Here is a 20576-nt window from a genome sequence, read left to right as displayed (position 1 = left end):
GCCGCCACCGCGCGGTGTGGATATGTACCGGATCGAGACGTCGCCTCGCTCATGGATCAGGGCAATTGCACCGTCTTGTCATAACCCGAGGCGCTCAAATGGCCAACCCAAGTAACTCTTCGCGAAAGTCATCCTCCATGCAGGCGAGCAGTCGCTTGGACTTGATGCTGGCCTTGCGGGTGGTGTTGTGGCGCAGCAGGTTCAGTACGATGTGGCGCAGCACCACGAAGTTGTTGGCCGCATAGCCTCGGCGCACACGGGACTGATCATCGTTGAACTGCACATCGAGCGACCAGTGAAGCTGATTTTCGACCGCCCAGTGGCTGCGCACGGCCTGCGCGATTCTGGCGGCATCTGCGGGCAGGGAACTGATGTAGTAATGGCGCTCGACGCTGGTCTTGCCGTCGACGGTGCGTTCGCGCTCGACGAGCGCAAACGATTGCAGCCCGGCCCACTGCTCGGACTTGTACAACTGGCTGACCGCATCATAGGCCCAGCAGCGGCGCACCTCCACGCGGCCGTGGCCCTTGGTTTGTTCTTCGAAATGCGAAGCCGGCGCGATCTTTTCCGCCACGCCGGCCAGGGTGAGCAGAATCGAGTCGGTCAGCGTGGGGTGGTTGTCTTTGACGCACAACACGTAGTCTGCGCCACGACTACGGATGGTGCGGGCAATCGCTGCCTGGGTGCCCATCGCATCGATCGTGACGATGGTGCCTTCGAGCGCCAGCATGGCGAGCAACTCGGGAATCGCCGTGATCTCGTTGCTCTTCTGATCGATGGCGCGCTGCCCCAGCACCAGACCCATCCCGGCGGCAAAGGCGCTGACCATGTGCAACGGCCCCGACGTATCCTTGCCGCCACTGCGCCGACTGGTCTTGCCATCGATGGCCACCACGCTGTCCGGCGCCAGCGCCGGCACCAGCACGCCCACCCAGCGCAGAAAGGCCGCCTCGAAGGCCGCGGGATCGATCATCGCGAGCACCCGGCAGAACGTGTCATGCGAGGGCACGCCCGCCTTGAGCTTCAGGAACTTGCGCAGCCAGGCCAGGTTGGACTTGCCCCACAGCGCCACATCCACGAAATCGTTCGCCCCGCACAGCACCGCGCACACCGCCACCGTCAGCAACTCGGACAGATCGTGCCGGGCCTGACGCTTGCTGCGCGGGTCGGGTACCGACACGAACACTTCGCTCACGGGCATCAACTGGCCTGTCTTCATGGGCGTCCCAAAAAGACAGTAAGCTACACAAAATATGACGTTGTGAACAGGGGCTCGCTAAGCGCATGATCGTAAACGGTTTACCTGTATCGGTTATGCATTTTAGGTGCGATTGCCCTGTACTGCGCTTGATGCTGATGATGTCCATGCTGCTTCTGTCTGGAGCTGCATCGGCGGCGATAGAGCCAAGCGGCGTGCTCGATCAGGTAGCGGATCGTTTCCTGACGGAAAGCGCGGCTTGGGCTTCGAAAATCACGGAGTACGCCACATGGCTGTTCTGGACGCTCGTTGTCATTTCGATGGTCTGGACTTTCGGCATGATGGCTCTGCGTAAGGCGGATATAGGCGAATTTTTTGCGGAGCTGGTGAAGTTCACCATCTTTACCGGTTTTTTCTGGTGGCTCCTCCTCAATGGCCCGGGCTTCGCCATGTCGATCATCGACTCGCTTCGCAATATCGGATCTGTTGCCGCCGGCATTTCTCGGGATCTCACCCCATCGCGGCCGATCGACATTGCTTTTGACATCCTTGTGAAGGCCGGCAAGAGCTACACGGTTCTGAGTCCGATCGACAACCTGTCGATATTCTTCACGACACTGGCGATCCTGGCGTGCATGGGTGTTGTGGCCGCGAACGTGCTGTTGGCGCTGGTGAACGCGTGGGTACTGGCCTATGCGGGAATTTTCGTGCTCGGCTTCGGCGGGTCGCGATGGACGAGTGACATCGCTATCAATTACTTCCGGGCCGTCACGGGCATCGCGCTCAAACTGATGACCATGACGCTGCTGATTGGAGTTGCGGTGTCTGTAATGGACGGGTATCACGCCGACCTGCAGGAAGGCGCTCCGTTGCGTGAGCTATTGGTGATTTTTGTTGTAGCGCTCGTCCTGGCGGTGCTCATCCATTCGATTCCCAACATGATCGCCGGTCTGATCCCAGGCGGCGGTCACGCAGCCAGTTCCGGTAGTTCGTTTAGCGCCGGGGCGGTCGGCGGCGCAGCTTTGGGCGCGGGTGCAGCCCTCGCTTCGGGCGGGGCGGCCCTGGTGGCAGGGGGCGCCGCGGCGGCGGGTGGAGCACAAGCACTCATGGCCGCTGTCTCCAAGGCGAGCCAGAACGTCGCTTCCGGTACGGATGCATTGGCCGGTCTGTTCGGCGGTATCGGACTGGACGGCAATTCCGACGGAGCGGGCAGCTTCGCTCAGGCTGCGGGCTTGGCAGACGGCGGCGGGACCGGCCCGGTCGGCGCCAGGATGGGCAGCTCAGGCTCGACGGGTAAAAGCGAAGGGAGCGGCCAGACCAGGAGCGGGAGCCCGCAGGGTTCAGGTGGGGCGCCTCAGAAACCCCCAAAGGGCGCTCAGGGCGACGGTGTCGTGGCGTCTGCGGCGCAGGCGGGGCGGGTCGCGGTGGAAACTGGAGCGGTACTCGCGAGTGCTCTTGCCGAGGCGGCGAAAAACGCAGCTGCGGATCGTATCAGCCAGACTGCCGGGGGGCGTCTGGGCGCTTCAATTCTGGCCAGTATGGCAGAACAGCAGTCCCCCGCCTTTGACGGTAACAGCCTGACCGGCGCAGGGCTTGGAGGGCTGTCGGCCGATCATGATGACGAGGTCGCGTCATTCGTGAATCGGCCGCGGGCGGAGTCGGCCGAAGCGGAAGGCACTATTCGGCGGTAGCAGTTCGGACCGCAGCACAACCGACGTTTTCGTCTTCTTCCAAGCGTGCCGGCCGGCATTGCGGGCCAGCCGGCACGTCCACTCAACACCTGATGGAGAGGTGAATCATGGCAACTCGGCATGCTACAGAAGCAACGGAAATCGTGCACCAGGCCGCCGCTCGACTGACGGCGCTCGAATGGGTAGATCAGGAGGGAGCACGTCAGATTTCGCCGCTGGCGGAAGCAGTGGCGAACATGTTCGTGGTGCTGTTCTATCAGGCCGAAACTGGCCAGGCGACGCCAGCCGATTTTCATGAAGCCTTGGCGGCTGTGCGGCAGACGCTGGCGACTTAAAGAAGACCTGGCGAGTTGACAGGTTTCCAGCCCGCTCGGATCTGCGCCCCGTATTCAGCCCTGACGCGGGCTATCTCAGCGTGCTGGCCCAGGCGCAAGGCCCGCCGCTCGCCAGCGAGGCGGGTCATTTCCTCCTTGATCAGTCCTATCCGGGCTGAATCCGGCGCGAGTTTGTGTTCCTCGTCCCATAGCTCGGCAGAGCAGATCGCGACCACGTGATTGATGCATTCACGGGCGCACTCATAGGCGAGGGCGTCGTCTTCGGTCCATGAGGTCATATCGTATTACTTCCCTTCAGCGTCCGTTGTGATGCGAGCAGGGTTTACAGGGCCTTCCATAGAATCGAGCCGATCCCGTACAAAACAGCGATGCCGATGAGGAATTGGATGAGACTCCAGATGAGATCGGCTAGTTTTGACAGCGTGAACGCACCGACGCCAGCGCCAAGGACGATGCACGAGAGGCGCAACCACTTCGGCCAGTCCATGACGTCCAGCTTGAGAATGGCCACGTAGGCCAGCACGCCGCCAAGCAGCAGACCGATAAGTCCGAAGAAACCCGCGCGGCTCTCGCTGCTCTCGCGGCGCTCGGCCGCGATCAGCGTTTCCTTGCTGTCGTGGTACTCCAGCGTACCATCGGCGGCGCGACGCCCGTAACGTGTGCTCATAGACGACCTGTATCTTGGTTCCGGAGCGGAATGATAATGGAATTGTCGCGCATGCTCGAACGGCCGCAGCCATCGCCACGCGCCCTGGAAGGTCGAGGCGGCGGAGCGCCTCGACGTTACGCAGTCTTGTATCGACGATCTGCTACGCGGACACGTTTCGCGTTTCCTGCGCGATGCCCTGGAGAGCATTGCAACTCGATATCGCTCCGGCTTCTCAGCTTGCGCCCCTCTTTGCCCATTTAAGTTGTGGGGTTCGGTCCCCGCGTCTGGCGTTTGGCGAGACCGTCACGACGGTCAGCTTTCGAGGCCCGCCAGTTTGGTAGTCTTGACTTTTGATCGAACAGCAAGAAAGAGGCGACGTGCCAGCTACTGAGATGACGACAGCGGACGTGCCCGGGGTGTACCGGCGCCTGGCGAGCGCAATTGGTGCGGAACATTGGCAAGGTGCGGTGGCCCGGCAGGAAGAGGCGATTCGGTCCAATCAGTTTCTCGGTGACTACCTACGTTCGGAGTACGCCATCGCATACCAGTTGGAGGGCTTGCGAAGACTGGTCGCGAGGTTTGGCACCGTGCCGCACGAGGCCTGCAACGATTCGAGCATTTTTCCGTCTCTGGCCTTCGCTGCACAGGTGCTCGGAGTCCTGGAGAGGAGCACGGTCAAGCAGGCCAGAACATTCGTCAAACGGGTCCGAACGGCTTTCAGCAGTTCCGAGAACATGCACGGTCTGAGTTTGGAGATGCAGGCAGCGACCCACTTCGTCCGTCGTGGGCAACGTGTGGCTTGGCACAGAGAGAACAACGGGGGCTCTTTTGATCTCCTGATCGAAGATCTCGGCCACAGTGGGCTTGAGGTCGAGTGCAAGTCCATCTCGGAAAACAAGGGACGCCGTATCCATCGCCGCGCTGCGCTGGAGTTCTGGGGCGAGCTATGGAGAGACGTGGGTGGCATTGCACAGAGCCTGCGCTCGGGGCTTGCGGTTGTGCTGACCGTTCCTTATCGCTTACCGGTAGACACGGGGGAAAGATCCGCACTCGCGAGAGAAGTCGTTGCGCGTATCGTGGCTGGGAGCAGCGCGACCTTGCGTGGAGGCGCGGAAGTTCGCATAGCACCCTTCGATCCTGCCACGATTGAAGCGGCGAAGGATAAGGGCCGCGACGAGTGGAGGAAGGCCATCGACGCGACGACAGGCACTGCCAATCGCGAAGCAGTCGTGTACGGGACCCCTGCGGGCGGAATGCTGGCGTTCGTGATGCAAAGTGCAGTTGAGGACGACGTGCTGGATCAGGTGTTTGCCACCCTCGACGACTCCGCGGCACGACAGTTTACACGCAAGCGTGGCGCTTTGTTCTGGGTTGCATTGCAAGGCCTCGATGCAAATCAGTTGCTGTCGCTACACGAACAAGTCAGTGCCCCAGGCGAGCAACCAACGGGATTGAAACTCGGAGTTAATAACTTCCTCAATCGTGCGCCGGGCCATATTGTCGGTGTTGTGTTCAGCAGTAGAAGCGGCCTTCTTCTCGCTATCGATGGCAGCACAGACTCGGGCGGAGCAACGAATTTTTTCTTGAAGGAGGAAAGCCCGCTCTGGCATTCAAGCTTCCGCGGCCCTCTGAGAGCGGCGGAGATGACGGAATAGGCCGCCTCGGCCAGTTGGTACGCCGGGAAAGCTGGCCAGTGCGAAGCGGTTCCGTGGATGCCCCTGTCAGCAGGGCCCCGTACCCTTGAAACGGGAGGTCGGAAGGGGCAGGAACGGGATAGAGGCCCCAGTTGCTTCGCTGCACCCAGAGCATAGGAATTTCAACTGGCCCAGACAAGGCCGACCGGCCGCTTCGGGGTGACGAGTTCAAGGGCGCGGATGTCGCTGATGGGTCGAGACGACTAATCGGCGAGCGGCAGCTTACGGGAAGCGAATCTCCAGCGGCGGCTTTCCGGCGATGAACCCGAGTAGGCGTTGGTCGCACCCCGACCCGTAGTTGCCGGTCGCAAGATCAAGGGGCAACGGCAGGTCTCGGAGGGGAGCAGCCTTCGTTACGACCATTCATGGATGGTAGGACCTCGGTATACTCATGAAATAGTCGTCAAATGGACATCCTCTTTGTGAAATTGCTTGCCCGCCTAGTTCATGCTGTACACTCCATCGAGAAAAAGTCGTCTAAGCAACAGCTACAGGATGATTTTGGTGAGTTCCCTCCAGAACCGTTACGCTGCGAAAGTCTGACGGGCGAGTTCAGCGTCACCAGGGTCCGCGGTATTGGCGAGCTCTATCACGAGTTCGTAGTGCGCAAGGCACTCCTGCAGGCGGCCGTTTCGGACATGCAGTTTTTGTCCAGCGACTTCGTGACAGCCTTTGGCGTCAACGAAATACGTACCCTTCAACGCGAAATCAGCAAGCTTGGTCGAGGCTCGAAGGTCGCGGAACGACTATTTGTAGTCCTAGGGCTCGGCTGGATGCTCGCTCGGACAACTCTTAAGCGCGTGGGTAATGGCCCAAGGCGACGCATCTTGGGGCACTTTATGCCGCTTTTTGAGAACACCTCGCATATCGTCGTCAAATCAGGTCGCCACGTCCGCAAGAGCAGGGCAATCGCACCTAAAATGCATAACCGATACAGGTAAACCGTTTACGATCATGCGCTTAGCGAGCCCCTGTTCACAACGTCATATTTTGTGTAGCTTACTGTCTTTTTGGGACGCCCATGAAGACAGGCCAGTTGATGCCCGTGAGCGAAGTGTTCGTGTCGGTACCCGACCCGCGCAGCAAGCGTCAGGCCCGGCACGATCTGTCCGAGTTGCTGACGGTGGCGGTGTGCGCGGTGCTGTGCGGGGCGAACGATTTCGTGGATGTGGCGCTGTGGGGCAAGTCCAACCTGGCCTGGCTGCGCAAGTTCCTGAAGCTCAAGGCGGGCGTGCCCTCGCATGACACGTTCTGCCGGGTGCTCGCGATGATCGATCCCGCGGCCTTCGAGGCGGCCTTTCTGCGCTGGGTGGGCGTGCTGGTGCCGGCGCTGGCGCCGGACAGCGTGGTGGCCATCGATGGCAAGACCAGTCGGCGCAGTGGCGGCAAGGATACGTCGGGGCCGTTGCACATGGTCAGCGCCTTTGCCGCCGGGATGGGTCTGGTGCTGGGGCAGCGCGCCATCGATCAGAAGAGCAACGAGATCACGGCGATTCCCGAGTTGCTCGCCATGCTGGCGCTCGAAGGCACCATCGTCACGATCGATGCGATGGGCACCCAGGCAGCGATTGCCCGCACCATCCGTAGTCGTGGCGCAGACTACGTGTTGTGCGTCAAAGACAACCACCCCACGCTGACCGACTCGATTCTGCTCACCCTGGCCGGCGTGGCGGAAAAGATCGCGCCGGCTTCGCATTTCGAAGAACAAACCAAGGGCCACGGCCGCGTGGAGGTGCGCCGCTGCTGGGCCTATGATGCGGTCAGCCAGTTGTACAAGTCCGAGCAGTGGGCCGGGCTGCAATCGTTTGCGCTCGTCGAGCGCGAACGCACCGTCGACGGCAAGACCAGCGTCGAGCGCCATTACTACATCAGTTCCCTGCCCGCAGATGCCGCCAGAATCGCGCAGGCCGTGCGCAGCCACTGGGCGGTCGAAAATCAGCTTCACTGGTCGCTCGATGTGCAGTTCAACGATGATCAGTCCCGTGTGCGCCGAGGCTATGCGGCCAACAACTTCGTGGTGCTGCGCCACATCGTACTGAACCTGCTGCGCCACAACACCACCCGCAAGGCCAGCATCAAGTCCAAGCGACTGCTCGCCTGCATGGAGGATGACTTTCGCGAAGAGTTACTTGGGTTGGCCATTTGAGCGCCTCGGGTTATGACAAGACGGTGCAATTGCCCTGTCCGCAAGAGCGACGCGTCTACCGTATCGCATGAGCACATTCATCTGCTGCAATTTAGGAATCCAGAGAATCATCGTCAACATGCCCGGTCGCCTGAGAAATTCTTGCGCGAGGAAATGGTGGCGGAGCCGATCCTGCTTTATATCTTAGAGAAAAAGGAAGTCGAAGCACGGCTGCACGAAGTTGTACTGTCTTTCTATCGGGTTCATCGCCAGTTGCCCACAACTGTCGCCGGATTCCTGGGGCTGGTCGCCGCTTGTGAGCAATGTGGCGAGTTGGTAGCCCTTATCCTGAAACGTTTTAGCGTCGCCTTCGAGCATCAGGAGACGTACCCTGCGCGCGATGCGATGTTCGTGGTGCAACTGGAATCCATCCTGATACACATCGATACGCCTGAGATGACGTTGAAATTCATCACTGAAGTTCTGACTGTGATGTACGGCAACTTGCTCAGGTATTACGGCGACGATGCAGCAAGCCGGAACTACCTAAAAGAAATTGAGCGACCCAATTTCTACGATGAGTTGTACAAGGAAGAGTGACGGAACCAAATCGTGCAGAATGTGCTGTACCGTGCGCTCGGGGCCGCGCCAAAGTACGTATCGCGCATTGTTCCGCTCCCAACTCGACCAGGTGACGATCGACGACATCCGGCTGACGTTGAACCAGAGTCAGCCGCTTGGCAACGCGCTTCTATGCCAGGATCGACGAGATGACCGGGCAGCGCCGCGAACCATAGCCTCGCGGGCGGCCGCACCTACTCCCAGGCAATCCGGCGGCAAGCAAAGGTCAAGGAGAGTTGGCGTTGTGAGGCGCAGTGCGAACATGCGAACCCTGCCCCTTTTCCCCCTGCTTTTGCTCTCCTGAACCCCATCCGTTTCTTGAGCTTATGGCAATCCTCATTCCCGCCTTAGAAGCAGCTAAGGGATCCAAACAAAAACCAACTGAAGGTGAGATATTTCTCCTGGAGTTTTTGGCGGGCCATTTTGACCATCAAGTAGAAGTCTATTTTCAGCCATGCTTCAACGGTGATCGTCCAGACATAGTGCTGTTGTCTCCGAACGCAGGTGTCATCATCATTGAGGTCAAGGACTGGAATCAGGGCAATCGCACCTAAAATGCATAACCGATACAGGTAAACCGTTTACGATCATGCGCTTAGCGAGCCCCTGTTCACAACGTCATATTTTGTGTAGCTTACTGTCTTTTTGGGACGCCCATGAAGACAGGCCAGTTGATGCCCGTGAGCGAAGTGTTCGTGTCGGTACCCGACCCGCGCAGCAAGCGTCAGGCCCGGCACGATCTGTCCGAGTTGCTGACGGTGGCGGTGTGCGCGGTGCTGTGCGGGGCGAACGATTTCGTGGATGTGGCGCTGTGGGGCAAGTCCAACCTGGCCTGGCTGCGCAAGTTCCTGAAGCTCAAGGCGGGCGTGCCCTCGCATGACACGTTCTGCCGGGTGCTCGCGATGATCGATCCCGCGGCCTTCGAGGCGGCCTTTCTGCGCTGGGTGGGCGTGCTGGTGCCGGCGCTGGCGCCGGACAGCGTGGTGGCCATCGATGGCAAGACCAGTCGGCGCAGTGGCGGCAAGGATACGTCGGGGCCGTTGCACATGGTCAGCGCCTTTGCCGCCGGGATGGGTCTGGTGCTGGGGCAGCGCGCCATCGATCAGAAGAGCAACGAGATCACGGCGATTCCCGAGTTGCTCGCCATGCTGGCGCTCGAAGGCACCATCGTCACGATCGATGCGATGGGCACCCAGGCAGCGATTGCCCGCACCATCCGTAGTCGTGGCGCAGACTACGTGTTGTGCGTCAAAGACAACCACCCCACGCTGACCGACTCGATTCTGCTCACCCTGGCCGGCGTGGCGGAAAAGATCGCGCCGGCTTCGCATTTCGAAGAACAAACCAAGGGCCACGGCCGCGTGGAGGTGCGCCGCTGCTGGGCCTATGATGCGGTCAGCCAGTTGTACAAGTCCGAGCAGTGGGCCGGGCTGCAATCGTTTGCGCTCGTCGAGCGCGAACGCACCGTCGACGGCAAGACCAGCGTCGAGCGCCATTACTACATCAGTTCCCTGCCCGCAGATGCCGCCAGAATCGCGCAGGCCGTGCGCAGCCACTGGGCGGTCGAAAATCAGCTTCACTGGTCGCTCGATGTGCAGTTCAACGATGATCAGTCCCGTGTGCGCCGAGGCTATGCGGCCAACAACTTCGTGGTGCTGCGCCACATCGTACTGAACCTGCTGCGCCACAACACCACCCGCAAGGCCAGCATCAAGTCCAAGCGACTGCTCGCCTGCATGGAGGATGACTTTCGCGAAGAGTTACTTGGGTTGGCCATTTGAGCGCCTCGGGTTATGACAAGACGGTGCAATTGCCCTGGGACTGGAATCTCGATCTCTACATCATTGACTCCAATAATAAATGGTCAGTCAAGGCTCTCTCACAGCGGGTGAAATCCCCTTTTCAGCAGGTCTACGCCTACAAGAAGAATTTCTTTGAGATTCATGTCAACGGGCTCTTGGAAAAGAGTCTGAAGAGTCCCAATTTCTTCAGGATGATCAAGACCTATGTGTATTTTCACCACGGGACCAAGCGAGCCATACACAGTCTGTATAACTCACACCTTGATCGGCTTCACGAACAGTCACGGCGTAACGAAGAAGACTACAAATCCAAGAAAATAGATTTCTACGCCATCTCGTTATACACAACTCCGCACCGCCGGCACGCCGATCTGAATAATCGTTGACCTTCAATGACTTACACGAAGTGCTTGTAAACCCATATAAAAACGCGTCTACTTTTGCAATTTGGGTGACCTGTTGGCGACGAAGAGCTGGGTGGTGGAGGAGTTTGCGGGGATGGCGCTGGGCGACGAGAGACTGAACAAGCGGGCGAAGGTGCTGATGGAGCGGTTGTCGGCGAAGCCGACGGCGGGCATTCCGATGGCGTGCCGGGGCTGGGGCGAGACGGTTGGCGCGTACCGCTTCCTGGGCAACGACGAGGTCGACTGGCAGGCGATCCTGGCGCCGCATTGGGAGCGCACCCGCAGCCGCATGCGTGCCCATCCGGTGGTGTTGTGCCTGCAGGACACGACCGAGCTGGACTTCAACGGGCAGGGCATCGCGGGTCTGGGGCGGCTGAACTACGAGGCGCGCCGCGGCATGTACCTGCACCCGACCTATGCGGTGACGCCCGAGCGCGAACCGCTGGGCGTGCTCGATGCGTGGATGTGGGCGCGCGAGGATGTCGATGAACCAGGCGAGCGCACCAGCATCAAGGAGAGCGCGCGCTGGCCCGAAGGCTACGAGCGGGTCGCGGAGTTGGCCACGGGGATGGCGACCACCCGCCTGGTGTATGTAGCCGACCGCGAAGCGGATCTGATGGAAATGATGCTGCGCGCCCAGACGCTGGGCACGCCGGCCGACTGGCTGGTGCGGGCCAAGCACAACCGTTGCTTGCCAGAGGGCGCGAAGCTGTGGTCGCACACCTGCGCAGGCGAGCCGCTGGGCGAGATCGTGTTCACGATGGGCTCGCGCCACGGCCAGAAGGCGCGCGAGGTGCGCCAGCAACTGTGGGCCCGACGGGTCAGCCTGCCTGCGGGCAAGGCGGGCACGGTATCGGCCACCTGCATCGTGGCGCGCGAGATCGGCGCGCCGGCCGGCACCAAGCCCGTGGAGTGGCGCCTGCTCACCAACCGGGAAGCTGCGACGGCTGCCGACGTGGTCGAGCTGATCGACTGGTATCGGGCGCGCTGGGAGATCGAGACTTTCTTTCACGTGCTCAAGAACGGCTGTCGGATCGAAGCGCTGCAACTGTCCGCCATCGAGCGCCTGGAGCGCGCGCTGGCGTTGTTCATGGTCGTCGCCTGGCGCATCGCGCATCTGATGCGCACCGGCCGAACCTGCCCCGAGCTGGATGCCACGCTCTTCTTCGACCCCGACGAGATCCGCGGCGCGTATCTGCTCACGAAGAAGAAACCGCCCGCCACCCCGCCCACCATCAACGAAGTGCTGCGCCTGATCGCCACCCTCGGCGGCTTCCTGGCGCGCAAGGGCGACGGCGAGCCGGGTGTGAAGACCATCTGGCTGGGCTTGCAGCGCGTCATGGATGCCGCCGCCACCATACAGGCGCTACGCGATGAGGCGGCCTGAGTTGTGTATAACGACATGACTTTGACCGGCTGCTGAAAAAGATTGAGGTTGGCAAGGGCCCGGCCAGCGGCGAGGAATAAGCCGATGGCCACGAAAAAGAACACTCCCAACTGGAGCGACGTCAAAGCCAAGTTGGCCGACTTCGACCGCGCCGGCCTGATCGGCCTGCTGCAAGACCTCTACGCGGCGAGCAAGGACAATCAGGCTTTCCTCCACGCCCGCTTCGCACTGGGCGGCGACGTGTTGAAATCCTACAAGGCCACCATCGACCGCTGGCTGTGCCCCGACGTGTACAAGAATCAGGATTACTCCGTCGCCAAGGCCAAGAAGCCGATTGCCGACTACAAGAAGGCCATCGGCCAGCTGCGGATTCCGACCCAACGTGACCGCTGACTCCGAAATAGTGTGACCGGTGAATCCGCGGTCGTGACCGCGGATTCCGATTTGATCGTGACCGATTTCGGCGAGTTGTCGGAATGGGCGGTCACGATGTCGGAATCAATGGTCACGATCAAATCGGAACGGGTTTGTGAGGCCAAGCGTGGCAACGTCGTTTGTCAGGCCGGCTACCCTCGCGCGCTTTGCGCGGAGACCGAGGATGCCGGCGGAGCGGATTGCCATGCACAAGATCAGGGAGCTGTTACGGCTCAAATACGACTGCGCGCTGTCGCATGAGCGCATTGCCCGCGCGCTGTCGATTTCCAAAGGCGTGGTCGCCAAGTATGTGAAGGCGGCCGAGGAGTGCGGCCGGCCGTGGGCCGAGTTGTCGGCGGCCGACGAGGCCGAGTTGCGCCGGGTGCTGGGGGTCGCCCGGCGTGGACGTGGCGCGAGCGTCGCGAATGTGCCGCCGGATCTGGCGGCGGTGCATCAGGGGCTCAAGCGAAAGAACGTCACGCTGGCGCTGCTGTGGGAAGAGTACGTGCAGACGGCCGACGGGCCGAGCTATCAGTACTCGCGCTTTTGCGACCTGTACCGCGCGTTCGCCCGCACGCTCAAGCGCTCGATGCGCCAGGTGCACCGCGCCGGCGAGAAACTCTTCATCGATTACGCGGGCGACACGGTGCCGATCGTCGACGCCGACACGGGCGAGATTTCGCGCGCGCAGATCTTCGTCGCGGTGCTCGGCGCCTCGAGCTATACGTTCGCCTGCGCCACGGCGACGCAGTCGCAGGCCGACTGGCTGGGCTCGCTCGCCCGGGCGCTGGCCTTCATCGGCGGCGTGCCCGAGCTCGTGGTGCCCGACAATACGCGCTCGCTCGTTGGCCAAGCCGACCGCTACGAGCCGCAACTGCAGCGCACCACCGCCGAGTTCGCCGCGCACTACGGCGTGGCGATCCTGCCCGCGCGCCCCTACAAGCCGCAGGACAAGGCCAAGGTCGAAGTCGGCGTACAGATCGTGCAGCGCTGGATTCTGGCGCGGCTGCGGCATCGACGTTTCTTCTCGCTGGGAGAGTTGAACGAGGCGATCGCCGCGTTACTCGAGCCGCTGAACACGCGTGCCTTCCGGCGCCTGCCAGGCTCGCGCCACGAAGCGTTCGAGACGCTCGATCGGCCGGCGCTGCGCCCGTTGCCCGCCACCGCGTTCCAGTTCGCCCAGTGGAAACGGGCCAAGCCCAATATCGATTACCACGTCGAGTTCGACGGGCATTACTACAGCGTGCCGTATGCGCTCGCCGGCCAACCGGTGGAGTTGCGCATCACCGCGAGCAGCATCGAATGCTTTGCGGCGGGCCGCCGCGTCGCGGTGCATGCGAGAAGCCCCCGGTACGGAGCGTTCACCACGCTCACCGAGCACATGCCCGCATCCCATCAGGCGCATCGCCAGTGGTCCCCGGGCAAACTCATCGCCTGGGGTGCCACGGTCGGACCTCACACCGAGCAGGTGGTCAGCCACCAACTCGAACGCATGCCGCACCCCGAGCAGGGCTACCGGGCGTGCCTCGGGCTGATGCGCCTCGGTCGCCAATACGGCAACGAACGCCTCGAAGCCGCGGCGACCCGCGCCGTCACCCTCGGGGCGATGCGTTACCGCAACGTCGCCTCGATCCTCAAGAGCGGGCTCGACCGCGCGCCGCTCCCCGCATCCACTGCGCAGCAAAGCGAGCTCGCGCTACCGGCCGCTCACGAGAACCTGCGCGGGGCGCGCTACTACCACTGATTCCACCCACCGGAGAACATCGATGCTGATACAACACAGCCTGCAACAACTGCGCACCCTGCGCCTGGAAGGCATGGCGCGCGCCTTCGAGGAGCAGCTCACCCAGCCCGCCATCACCGCGCTCAGCTTCGAGGAGCGCTTCGCCCAGCTCATCGATCGCGAGATCCTGCTGCGCGACGGCAAACGCATCGATCGGCTGCTCAAGGCCGCCCGCATCAAAGCCGCTGCCGCCTGCCTGGAGGACGTCGACTACCGCGCCGGGCGCGGCCTCGAGCGCAGTCAGATCGCCGCGCTCGGAACCGGCCAGTGGATTCGCCACCACCAGAACTGCCTCATCACGGGCCCCACCGGCAGCGGCAAGACGTGGCTCGCCTGCGCGCTCGCCAACGCGGCGTGCCGGCAGGGCCTCGCGGCCTACTACGTGCGTCTGCCGCGGCTCTTCGAGGAGCTGCGCATCGCGCATGCCGATGGCAGCTTCAGCCGACGCCTCATGCAGCTCGCGCGCATGGATCTCATCGTCATCGACGATTGGGGCCTGGCCGCGCCGTCGGCGCAGGAGCGAAGCGACCTGCTGGAGCTGCTCGACGACCGCGTCGGCACGCGTTCGACCGTGATCACCAGCCAGCTGCCGATCGAGCACTGGCACACCTACCTGGGCGACCCGACCTTCGCCGATGCGATCCTCGATCGCGTCGTGCACGCCGCGCACAAGCTCGCCCTCAAGGGCGAGTCGATGAGAAGAAAGGAAAAGGCATGAGGCCGTGCGCGCGAGACGCCTTACCCACAGGCGCCCGCCCGCCAGCGTATGAGGCGCGCTGGCGGCCGCCTGTGGATAAGCCTGCGCCGTGCCCCGAATTGACCGTGATCGTGACCGACACGGTTAGAATCTGAACACCACGCTTCGCGCGCAGACCCCCCGGTCACGTTCGTCGGTGCAGGCGGTCACGTTCGTCGGAATGCGCAGGCCAGCCGGCGGGGCTCGCGGATCTGACGGTGTTCTATTGCGAGCAGGCGATCGGTTTCAGCAGCGAGTTCGGGCTGGACGACGAGGGGTACTACAGTGCCCTGGTGCGAATGTTCGAGCAGGCGCTGAAGATCGTGGTCAGCCTGCCCGAGCCGCAGCGCGAAACCTTTCTCGGCCGTCTCGATGATGTCCGCGCGATGGGGCAAAACGTGGGGTGGGGCGTGGGAGACGACTTCGATGCGCTCTGGCGACGCGCCGGCCTGGAGATCGGTGAATGAAGAAGATCGGCCGCGCCTTCGTGGGCGAGTGGCGAATTACCGAGATGGAGGCCTGGGATGCCGACTACCTCAACATGGAAGTGCCGGCGCACATCACGATCCGCAAGGATCTGAGCACGATTTTCAGTTCGGTCTGGTGCAGGGGGAACTGGATGGGCGGGTGGAAACCCTGGATGGCGCGCACGCTTCGATTTCTCGTGGGAAGGTTCCGACGAGAACGACCCGATGAGTGGACGCGGCTGGCTGCGGCTCAAGGGTGATCCCGTGGAAGGGGGGATCTTCTTTCACCTCGGCGACGAGTCCGGACTGAAGGCGATCCGGCAGTAATGACCGCAAGGGGGAGCACACGATGGCAAGAAGAAAAAACACCAGCGTCTTTGAAGACCTGTTCGAGCTCGCGGCGATGCTGCCGTGGTGGGTGGGGACGATTCTCGCCGCCGTGGCCTACGGCGTTCTGCATCGGTACGCCGCCGCGGAGGTGCCGGCCAATGTCGCGCCGGGACAGATCGGCCAGATGGTCGCTGGGCAGATGACGAAGGCGCTTGCGACCTACGGACAATACATCGTGCCGCTATTGCTGTTGGCCGGTGCCGCTGCCTCGTACTTCGGCCGGCGCAAGCGTGAGGGACTGGTTCGCGGCGTTGCCGGTGATCGATCTGGTGACGCGCTGCGCAACATGAGCTGGCGCGACTTCGAATTACTCGTGGGTGAAGCCTTCCGGATGCGTGGGTTCGCAGTGGCCGAGACCGGCGGCGGGGGCGCGGACGGCGGCGTCGATCTGAAGCTGCAGAAAGGCAGCGAGGCGTTTCTCGTGCAGTGCAAGCAGTGGCGGGCCTACAAGGTATCGGTGAACGTCGTCCGCGAACTGTTCGGCGTGATGGCGGCCGAGGGTGCCGTGGGCGGTTTCGTCGTGACCTCCGGTGTTTTCACCCGTGATGCGCAGGCCTTCGCCAACGGGCGGAATATCGAGCTGATCGATGGCCCGGCGCTGGCTGCGATGATCGAAAAGGCCCGTACCGCGAGCGGGGCAAGCACCCCCGCTGAGAAAGTCGCAATCTCCGGGGGTGCCGCGATGTCTACGGTGCCTGTTACGGCTGCGGTCGACCCGAGTTGTCCCCGCTGTGGCGGCGCGATGGTGAAGCGCATTGCCAAGCAGGGATCGAAGGCCGATCAGCTGTTTTGGGGATGCACCGAATTTCCGAAATGCCGAGGGGTACGGGCCGCCGCTGATAGGCGCTTGAGCACAGCACCATGAATACCCTCCGTCAGTTCGCCACCGGCCAGATCGCGATACCTCCTTCAACGGCCTGGTATCTCGCTGACCTGGGGGAATTCCGCGGCAAGCAGGAGCTCTACACGCGGCAGTCCCCTCAGCGCCTCAAGGCCCTGCGCGAACACGCGCTCATCGAAAGCGCAGTCTCGAGCAACCGCATCGAGGGCGTTTCGGTCGATCCCTCCCGGGTCCGGGATATTCTTGCGGCTCCCAAGCCGCTGTTCCGTGACCGCGACGAAGAGGAAGTGCGCGGCTATCGCGATGCGCTGGCCTGGATTCATGCCGAGTCGGCGACGATCCCGGTCGACGAGGAGACCGTCAAACGCCTCCAAGCGATCACCCGCGGCCAGATCTGGGACGCCGGCCTGTACAAGGAAAGGGATGGCGACATTATCGAGCGCTACCCGGATGGTAGAGAGCGTGTGCGCTTTCGCACCGTGCCCGCCGCCAATACGCCAAGTTGCATGGCCGATCTGGTGACGGACTGGCGGCGCTGCCAGGACGAAAGGTGGGTGCCGCCCCTCATCGCCTTGGCGGCATTCAACCTCGATTTCCTGTGCGTCCATCCCTTCCGTGACGGCAATGGCCGGGTATCACGTCTGCTCTGGCTGCTGCAGAGCTACCAACTCGGTTACGAGGTGGGCCGCTACATCAGCCTGGAGCGGCTGATCGAGCAGAACAAGGAGCGCTACTACGAGACCCTGGAGAAGAGCTCGCAGGGTTGGCACGAGGGGAAGCACGATCCCTGGCACTACATCAATTACGTGCTCTTCATCCTGAAGACGGCGTACAAGGAATTTGCTGATCGGGTGGGTGAAACCAAGGCACCGCGCGGCGTGAAGACCGACCAGGTGCTGGCCGCCATCCAGCAGTTCGCCGGCGAGTTTTCGGTCAGCCAGCTCGAACTGCACTGCCCGGGCGTCAGCCGCGACATGGTGCGCCGGGTGCTGCGCGAGCAGCAGGCCGCCGGCAAGGTCGGATGCCAGGGACGCGGGCCGGCGGCGAAGTGGAAGAAGAAAGGGTAATTACCCTTTAGTAAGGGTAATAGAAAGGGTAGCAACTCAGGTCTGAGGTTATTCCTGGATGAGAAGCGCCACACGTCCGCAGCATTGCTCGCCATTACCCTCCAGCCCCAAGAGCGATTCTTCGGTAGTCAACTCAGCACCACCAATTCAAAAAGGCCAGACATTGCTCTGGCCTTCTTCACGTCTGCCCGAAACACCAGTGTTGGGGCGGGTTCCGCCGATCCGTGCGAAAGGTGTGGGCGCATCTGAAACCCCACTTTTGTCATAAATTGCATAAAAATGAGGCAGAGAGGACTCTCTGCTCTGTGTTTGTGGAAAGGCGTTTCGCACGTGCCCTATACGTTGCGAGGGGCAGTGTGAATCGTAATTTGGTGGGCGAGGGGGACCGAGTGCGAGATGATGATGCGAGCAAAACCGTGAACGTCGATTGGGGGCGCGGCGACTCGGGGGATCGCCCTCGGGAAGGCTGATACGATGCTGGCACTGGTACAACGGGTCTGCGAGGCGCGCGTCGTCGTCGAGGGCGAAGTCGTAGGTCGGATCGGCCGCGGGCTGCTGGTGTTCTTGTGTGCCGAGCGCGGCGACACCGAAGCCGAAGGCGAGCGCCTGCTCGTGAAGTTGCTCAAGCTGCGCATCTTCGCAGATGCTCAGGGACGCATGAACCGGTCGGTGCAGGATGTGGGCGGAGGACTGTTGATCGTGAGTCAATTCACACTCGCTGCTGACGCCTCGGGCGGCAATCGGCCCAGCTTCAGCGGAGCCGCCGCGCCCGCCGACGGACTGCGCCTGTACGAGGTGTTCGTGCGGGGTGCCCGCGCCTTGCACCCCGAGGTCGAGAGCGGCCAGTTCGGTGCCGACATGCAGGTTCATCTGGTCAACGACGGGCCGGTCACTGTGCCGCTGAGGATCGTGCCGACGGCGCTGCCGGTCTGATCCGATCGTTGTTTTCATTATTTTCAATAGCCGACCGAATCCATGACGATCCGCACTCTTCTTCGCATGGGCGACCCGCGCCTGCTACAGCCCGCCGAGCCGGTCGACGCCTTCGGCACCGTAGAGCTCGCCGCACTCGTCGTCGACCTGTTCGACACGATGGCAGCCCATGGCGGCGTCGGGCTTGCGGCGCCACAGATCGGCGTCGGGTTGCAGATGGTGATATTCGGTTTCGAGCGCAGCGAACGCTACCCGGACGCTCCACCGGTGCCGCAAACGGTCTTGCTGAACCCAGTGATCACCCCGCTCGGCGAACTTGTCGAGGAGGGCTGGGAAGGGTGCCTGTCGGTTCCCGGACTGCGCGGCATGGTTCCGCGCCACAGCCGCATCCGCTACCAGGGCGCTGATTCGCAAGGGCAGACGATCGATCGCATTGCCGAAGGTTTTCACGCCCGGGTGGTGCAGCACGAGTGCGACCATCTGGCTGGAGTGCTTTACCCGATGCGGGTGCGCGACTTCAGCCGCTTCGGCTACACGGAGGTGTTGTTTCCCGATCTGGACAAGGCATAGTCCGATTCGATTCGTGGTCGTGATCCCGCCCGACAAACTCGGGATCACCGTGATCCATCCCGAGCGCGCGGGTGGGCAGAACGTCGGATGTAGCCTTGATCTCCGCTAGTCATGCGGAGATTGTGGTGCGCATTCTCCGCAGGGGAAAGAAATTCACCGCGCTTTGTGCGGAGATTACCCGGATTGTTCTTTCCATTCGCAGGCCTGCTGCGAACTGTCGGCAAGGAGGCCGGTCGACTGCGGCAGGATCTTGAGAATGCGACCGGGATGTTTTATCCACCATAACGGGAAGGAATCGAATGGAGCAGGAATTCATCTGGAGCAAGCGCTACCGTGACGCCGGCGACGAGTACCTGTTCGGCACCGGGCCGAACCGCTTCCTCGCGCACCGCGCGGCGCTTCTTGCGAGCGGGCGCAACGCAGTGTCGGTGGGCGATGGCGAAGGCCGCAACTCGGTGTGGCTGGCCGAGCAGGGGCTTGACGTGACTGCGGTCGAAATTTCCGACGTTGCAATCGAAAAGGCACGTCGCCTCGCGGCCGGCCGCGGTATCGAGGTTGAATTCATCCGGGCGGACATGATGGCCTCCGATTGGCCGCCGGCCAAGCTCGCTGAGGCGTTCGACTGGGTTGTCGGAATCTTCATCCAGTTCGTCGACGCTGCGGCGCGCGAACGGCAGTTCGCCGCGATGAAGCAGCTTGCGCGCCGGGGCGGACGCATTCTGTTGCATGGCTACACGCCGAAACAGCTCGAGTACCGCACCGGCGGGCCTTCCGCAGTCGAGAATCTGTACACGAGCGAACTGTTGCGCGATGCGTTCTCCGACTGGGAGATCGAGGAACTCGTCGAATACGAGGATGACCTCTCGGAAGGTGCGGCGCATCGGGGCTGTTCGGCGCTGATCGGGCTCGTGGCGCGCAAGTCTTGAAGAAGCGTTCTCGACTCCTCCCTGCCGGGCGGTGATGACGGAATTTCTGGACGCGCTGCAGTGGCCGGCGATGATCGTGACGCTCGTCGCCGCCTGGTTCGTCGGCTCGCGGGATTCGCGCAAGCGCAACTGGGGTTTCTGGTGCTTTATTGCAAGCAATGGGTTGTGGATCGCGTGGGGCTGGCACGATGGCGCATACGCACTGATCGGACTGCAGATCGGGCTTTTCGCGATGAACCTGCGCGGCGTCAGGAAGAACGATCCGGACGCCTGACGTCCCCCGAGAGGTCCGCAGAAACGAGGTCAGCAGAAACCAAGAAAAAGCCCGAGCACTTTCGGGCCCGGGCTGAAATCCACACCAAAGGAGGAGGGTGGAGGAGACAACTGAAGAGTAGGCGAAGAGCTTGTGCGTCGCAACAAGATAGACAACGAATTTTTTTATCCGTCGATTAATCTTCCGCATTCCCTCTGTCACTCCGATATTCCCGTGCCAGGAATAGGGAAATGACATGGTGCGGCGCGCAACCGGTGGAACGCCCCGTA

General features: G+C 62.1%; 23 protein-coding genes. 20 read left to right on the top strand and 3 right to left on the bottom strand.

The genetic code is table 11. The features are described from left to right. Positions 1-94: 94 nt before the first annotated feature. On the bottom strand, positions 95-1219 hold the full coding sequence (locus tag EBN1_RS00315) for an ISAs1-like element ISAzo3 family transposase (protein ID WP_011235911.1): 1125 nt from the start codon (positions 1217-1219) through the stop codon (positions 95-97). 65 nt (positions 1220-1284) lie between these two features. On the opposite strand from EBN1_RS00315, the gene trbL reads away from it, so the two are divergent. Together trbL and EBN1_RS00305 are read left to right on the top strand one after the other, a co-directional pair. After that, a complete protein-coding gene (gene trbL / locus EBN1_RS00310; RefSeq protein ID WP_011235917.1) occupies positions 1285-2889 on the top strand; it encodes a P-type conjugative transfer protein TrbL in 1605 nt (534 codons plus the stop codon). 107 nt (positions 2890-2996) lie between these two features. Further along, positions 2997-3224 carry a type I toxin-antitoxin system ptaRNA1 family toxin gene (locus EBN1_RS00305; RefSeq protein WP_041645359.1) on the top strand — a complete coding sequence of 76 codons (228 nt, stop codon included), beginning with the start codon at positions 2997-2999 and terminating at the stop codon, positions 3222-3224. Here the strand turns inward: EBN1_RS00305 and EBN1_RS00300 are convergent. Next, a complete protein-coding gene (locus tag EBN1_RS00300) occupies positions 3221-3502 on the bottom strand; it encodes a hypothetical protein (RefSeq protein ID WP_011235915.1) in 282 nt (93 codons plus the stop codon). The two genes, EBN1_RS00305 and EBN1_RS00300, sit on opposite strands and share 4 nt — an antisense overlap. Positions 3503-3546: 44 nt before the next feature. Next, positions 3547-3891, bottom strand: a complete 345-nt coding sequence (locus EBN1_RS00295; RefSeq protein WP_041645357.1) for a hypothetical protein — start codon at positions 3889-3891, stop codon at positions 3547-3549. A gap of 332 nt (positions 3892-4223) precedes the next feature. Between EBN1_RS00295 and EBN1_RS00290 the strand changes: the two genes are divergently transcribed. The 18 genes from EBN1_RS00290 (at position 4224) to EBN1_RS00205 (ending at position 20307) form a co-directional block, all read left to right on the top strand. Next, the gene (locus EBN1_RS00290; RefSeq protein WP_241762783.1) at positions 4224-5528 is read left to right on the top strand and encodes a hypothetical protein; all 1305 of its coding nucleotides are present in this window, start codon (positions 4224-4226) and stop codon (positions 5526-5528) included. A gap of 446 nt (positions 5529-5974) precedes the next feature. After that, the gene (locus tag EBN1_RS00285) at positions 5975-6508 is read left to right on the top strand and encodes a hypothetical protein (RefSeq protein WP_041645351.1); all 534 of its coding nucleotides are present in this window, start codon (positions 5975-5977) and stop codon (positions 6506-6508) included. An 80-nt stretch (positions 6509-6588) separates the two neighbouring features. Continuing rightward, positions 6589-7713: an ISAs1-like element ISAzo3 family transposase gene (locus tag EBN1_RS00280; RefSeq protein WP_011235911.1), complete on the top strand. Its 1125-nt coding sequence runs from the start codon at positions 6589-6591 to the stop codon at positions 7711-7713. Positions 7714-7854: 141 nt separating this feature from the next. Next, complete coding sequence (locus tag EBN1_RS00275; protein ID WP_157866543.1) at positions 7855-8292, top strand: hypothetical protein; 438 nt, start codon at positions 7855-7857, stop codon at positions 8290-8292. Between the two features lie 347 nt (positions 8293-8639). Further along, the gene (locus EBN1_RS00270) at positions 8640-8867 is read left to right on the top strand and encodes a nuclease-related domain-containing protein (protein WP_157866542.1); all 228 of its coding nucleotides are present in this window, start codon (positions 8640-8642) and stop codon (positions 8865-8867) included. A 102-nt stretch (positions 8868-8969) separates the two neighbouring features. Continuing rightward, positions 8970-10094 carry an ISAs1-like element ISAzo3 family transposase gene (locus EBN1_RS00265; RefSeq protein ID WP_011235911.1) on the top strand — a complete coding sequence of 375 codons (1125 nt, stop codon included), beginning with the start codon at positions 8970-8972 and terminating at the stop codon, positions 10092-10094. Between the two features lie 468 nt (positions 10095-10562). Next, entirely contained in the window at positions 10563-11906 is a 1344-nt protein-coding gene (locus EBN1_RS00260) for an IS4-like element ISAzo5 family transposase (RefSeq protein ID WP_083782911.1), read from the top strand. A gap of 84 nt (positions 11907-11990) precedes the next feature. Next, entirely contained in the window at positions 11991-12299 is a 309-nt protein-coding gene (locus EBN1_RS00255; RefSeq protein WP_011235907.1) for a hypothetical protein, read from the top strand. 205 nt (positions 12300-12504) lie between these two features. Then, positions 12505-14064, top strand: coding sequence for an IS21-like element ISAzo4 family transposase (istA, locus tag EBN1_RS00250; protein ID WP_011235906.1), 1560 nt, complete (start codon positions 12505-12507; stop codon positions 14062-14064). Between the two features lie 22 nt (positions 14065-14086). Beyond that, positions 14087-14821 (top strand): IS21-like element ISAzo4 family helper ATPase IstB, encoded by a 735-nt coding sequence (gene istB / locus EBN1_RS00245; protein WP_011235905.1) that lies wholly within the window; start codon positions 14087-14089, stop codon positions 14819-14821. A 236-nt stretch (positions 14822-15057) separates the two neighbouring features. Then, positions 15058-15306, top strand: a complete 249-nt coding sequence (locus tag EBN1_RS00240; RefSeq protein WP_011235904.1) for a hypothetical protein — start codon at positions 15058-15060, stop codon at positions 15304-15306. Then, positions 15303-15566 (top strand): hypothetical protein, encoded by a 264-nt coding sequence (locus EBN1_RS00235; RefSeq protein WP_197531840.1) that lies wholly within the window; start codon positions 15303-15305, stop codon positions 15564-15566. Before EBN1_RS00240 ends, EBN1_RS00235 begins: the two co-directional genes overlap by 4 nt. Before the next feature lie 89 nt (positions 15567-15655). Further along, the gene (locus EBN1_RS00230; protein WP_011235903.1) at positions 15656-16561 is read left to right on the top strand and encodes a restriction endonuclease; all 906 of its coding nucleotides are present in this window, start codon (positions 15656-15658) and stop codon (positions 16559-16561) included. Next, positions 16558-17604, top strand: a complete 1047-nt coding sequence (locus EBN1_RS00225; protein WP_011235902.1) for a Fic family protein — start codon at positions 16558-16560, stop codon at positions 17602-17604. Before EBN1_RS00230 ends, EBN1_RS00225 begins: the two co-directional genes overlap by 4 nt. 474 nt (positions 17605-18078) lie before the next feature. Then, positions 18079-18537, top strand: a complete 459-nt coding sequence (gene dtd / locus EBN1_RS00220; protein WP_011235901.1) for a D-aminoacyl-tRNA deacylase — start codon at positions 18079-18081, stop codon at positions 18535-18537. Between the two features lie 42 nt (positions 18538-18579). Further along, entirely contained in the window at positions 18580-19107 is a 528-nt protein-coding gene (gene def, locus EBN1_RS00215) for a peptide deformylase (RefSeq protein ID WP_011235900.1), read from the top strand. A gap of 299 nt (positions 19108-19406) precedes the next feature. Further along, positions 19407-20033 (top strand): SAM-dependent methyltransferase, encoded by a 627-nt coding sequence (locus EBN1_RS00210; RefSeq protein WP_011235899.1) that lies wholly within the window; start codon positions 19407-19409, stop codon positions 20031-20033. A 34-nt stretch (positions 20034-20067) separates the two neighbouring features. Further along, positions 20068-20307 (top strand): hypothetical protein, encoded by a 240-nt coding sequence (locus EBN1_RS00205; RefSeq protein WP_011235898.1) that lies wholly within the window; start codon positions 20068-20070, stop codon positions 20305-20307. The last annotated feature ends 269 nt before the right edge of the window (positions 20308-20576 follow it).

The organism is Aromatoleum aromaticum EbN1 (genome assembly GCF_000025965.1).
Taxonomy (GTDB): Bacteria; Pseudomonadota; Gammaproteobacteria; order Burkholderiales; family Rhodocyclaceae; genus Aromatoleum; species Aromatoleum aromaticum.
This window is presented reverse-complemented; position numbering and strand designations above follow the sequence as displayed.

Excerpts from the sequence above, each read along its gene's own strand:
- EBN1_RS00315 (WP_011235911.1), bottom strand. The coding sequence starts at position 1,219 with ATGAAGACAGGCCAGTTGATGCCCGTGAGCGAAGTGTTCGTGTCGGTA.
- trbL (WP_011235917.1), top strand. The coding sequence starts at position 1,285 with ATGATCGTAAACGGTTTACCTGTATCGGTTATGCATTTTAGGTGCGAT.
- EBN1_RS00305 (WP_041645359.1), top strand. The coding sequence starts at position 2,997 with ATGGCAACTCGGCATGCTACAGAAGCAACGGAAATCGTGCACCAGGCC.
- EBN1_RS00300 (WP_011235915.1), bottom strand. The coding sequence starts at position 3,502 with ATGACCTCATGGACCGAAGACGACGCCCTCGCCTATGAGTGCGCCCGT.
- EBN1_RS00295 (WP_041645357.1), bottom strand. The coding sequence starts at position 3,891 with ATGAGCACACGTTACGGGCGTCGCGCCGCCGATGGTACGCTGGAGTAC.
- EBN1_RS00285 (WP_041645351.1), top strand. The coding sequence starts at position 5,975 with ATGGACATCCTCTTTGTGAAATTGCTTGCCCGCCTAGTTCATGCTGTA.
- EBN1_RS00280 (WP_011235911.1), top strand. The coding sequence starts at position 6,589 with ATGAAGACAGGCCAGTTGATGCCCGTGAGCGAAGTGTTCGTGTCGGTA.
- EBN1_RS00270 (WP_157866542.1), top strand. The coding sequence starts at position 8,640 with ATGGCAATCCTCATTCCCGCCTTAGAAGCAGCTAAGGGATCCAAACAA.
- EBN1_RS00265 (WP_011235911.1), top strand. The coding sequence starts at position 8,970 with ATGAAGACAGGCCAGTTGATGCCCGTGAGCGAAGTGTTCGTGTCGGTA.
- EBN1_RS00255 (WP_011235907.1), top strand. The coding sequence starts at position 11,991 with ATGGCCACGAAAAAGAACACTCCCAACTGGAGCGACGTCAAAGCCAAG.
- istA (WP_011235906.1), top strand. The coding sequence starts at position 12,505 with ATGCCGGCGGAGCGGATTGCCATGCACAAGATCAGGGAGCTGTTACGG.
- istB (WP_011235905.1), top strand. The coding sequence starts at position 14,087 with ATGCTGATACAACACAGCCTGCAACAACTGCGCACCCTGCGCCTGGAA.
- EBN1_RS00235 (WP_197531840.1), top strand. The coding sequence starts at position 15,303 with ATGAAGAAGATCGGCCGCGCCTTCGTGGGCGAGTGGCGAATTACCGAG.
- EBN1_RS00230 (WP_011235903.1), top strand. The coding sequence starts at position 15,656 with ATGGCAAGAAGAAAAAACACCAGCGTCTTTGAAGACCTGTTCGAGCTC.
- EBN1_RS00225 (WP_011235902.1), top strand. The coding sequence starts at position 16,558 with ATGAATACCCTCCGTCAGTTCGCCACCGGCCAGATCGCGATACCTCCT.
- dtd (WP_011235901.1), top strand. The coding sequence starts at position 18,079 with ATGCTGGCACTGGTACAACGGGTCTGCGAGGCGCGCGTCGTCGTCGAG.
- def (WP_011235900.1), top strand. The coding sequence starts at position 18,580 with ATGACGATCCGCACTCTTCTTCGCATGGGCGACCCGCGCCTGCTACAG.
- EBN1_RS00210 (WP_011235899.1), top strand. The coding sequence starts at position 19,407 with ATGGAGCAGGAATTCATCTGGAGCAAGCGCTACCGTGACGCCGGCGAC.
- EBN1_RS00205 (WP_011235898.1), top strand. The coding sequence starts at position 20,068 with ATGACGGAATTTCTGGACGCGCTGCAGTGGCCGGCGATGATCGTGACG.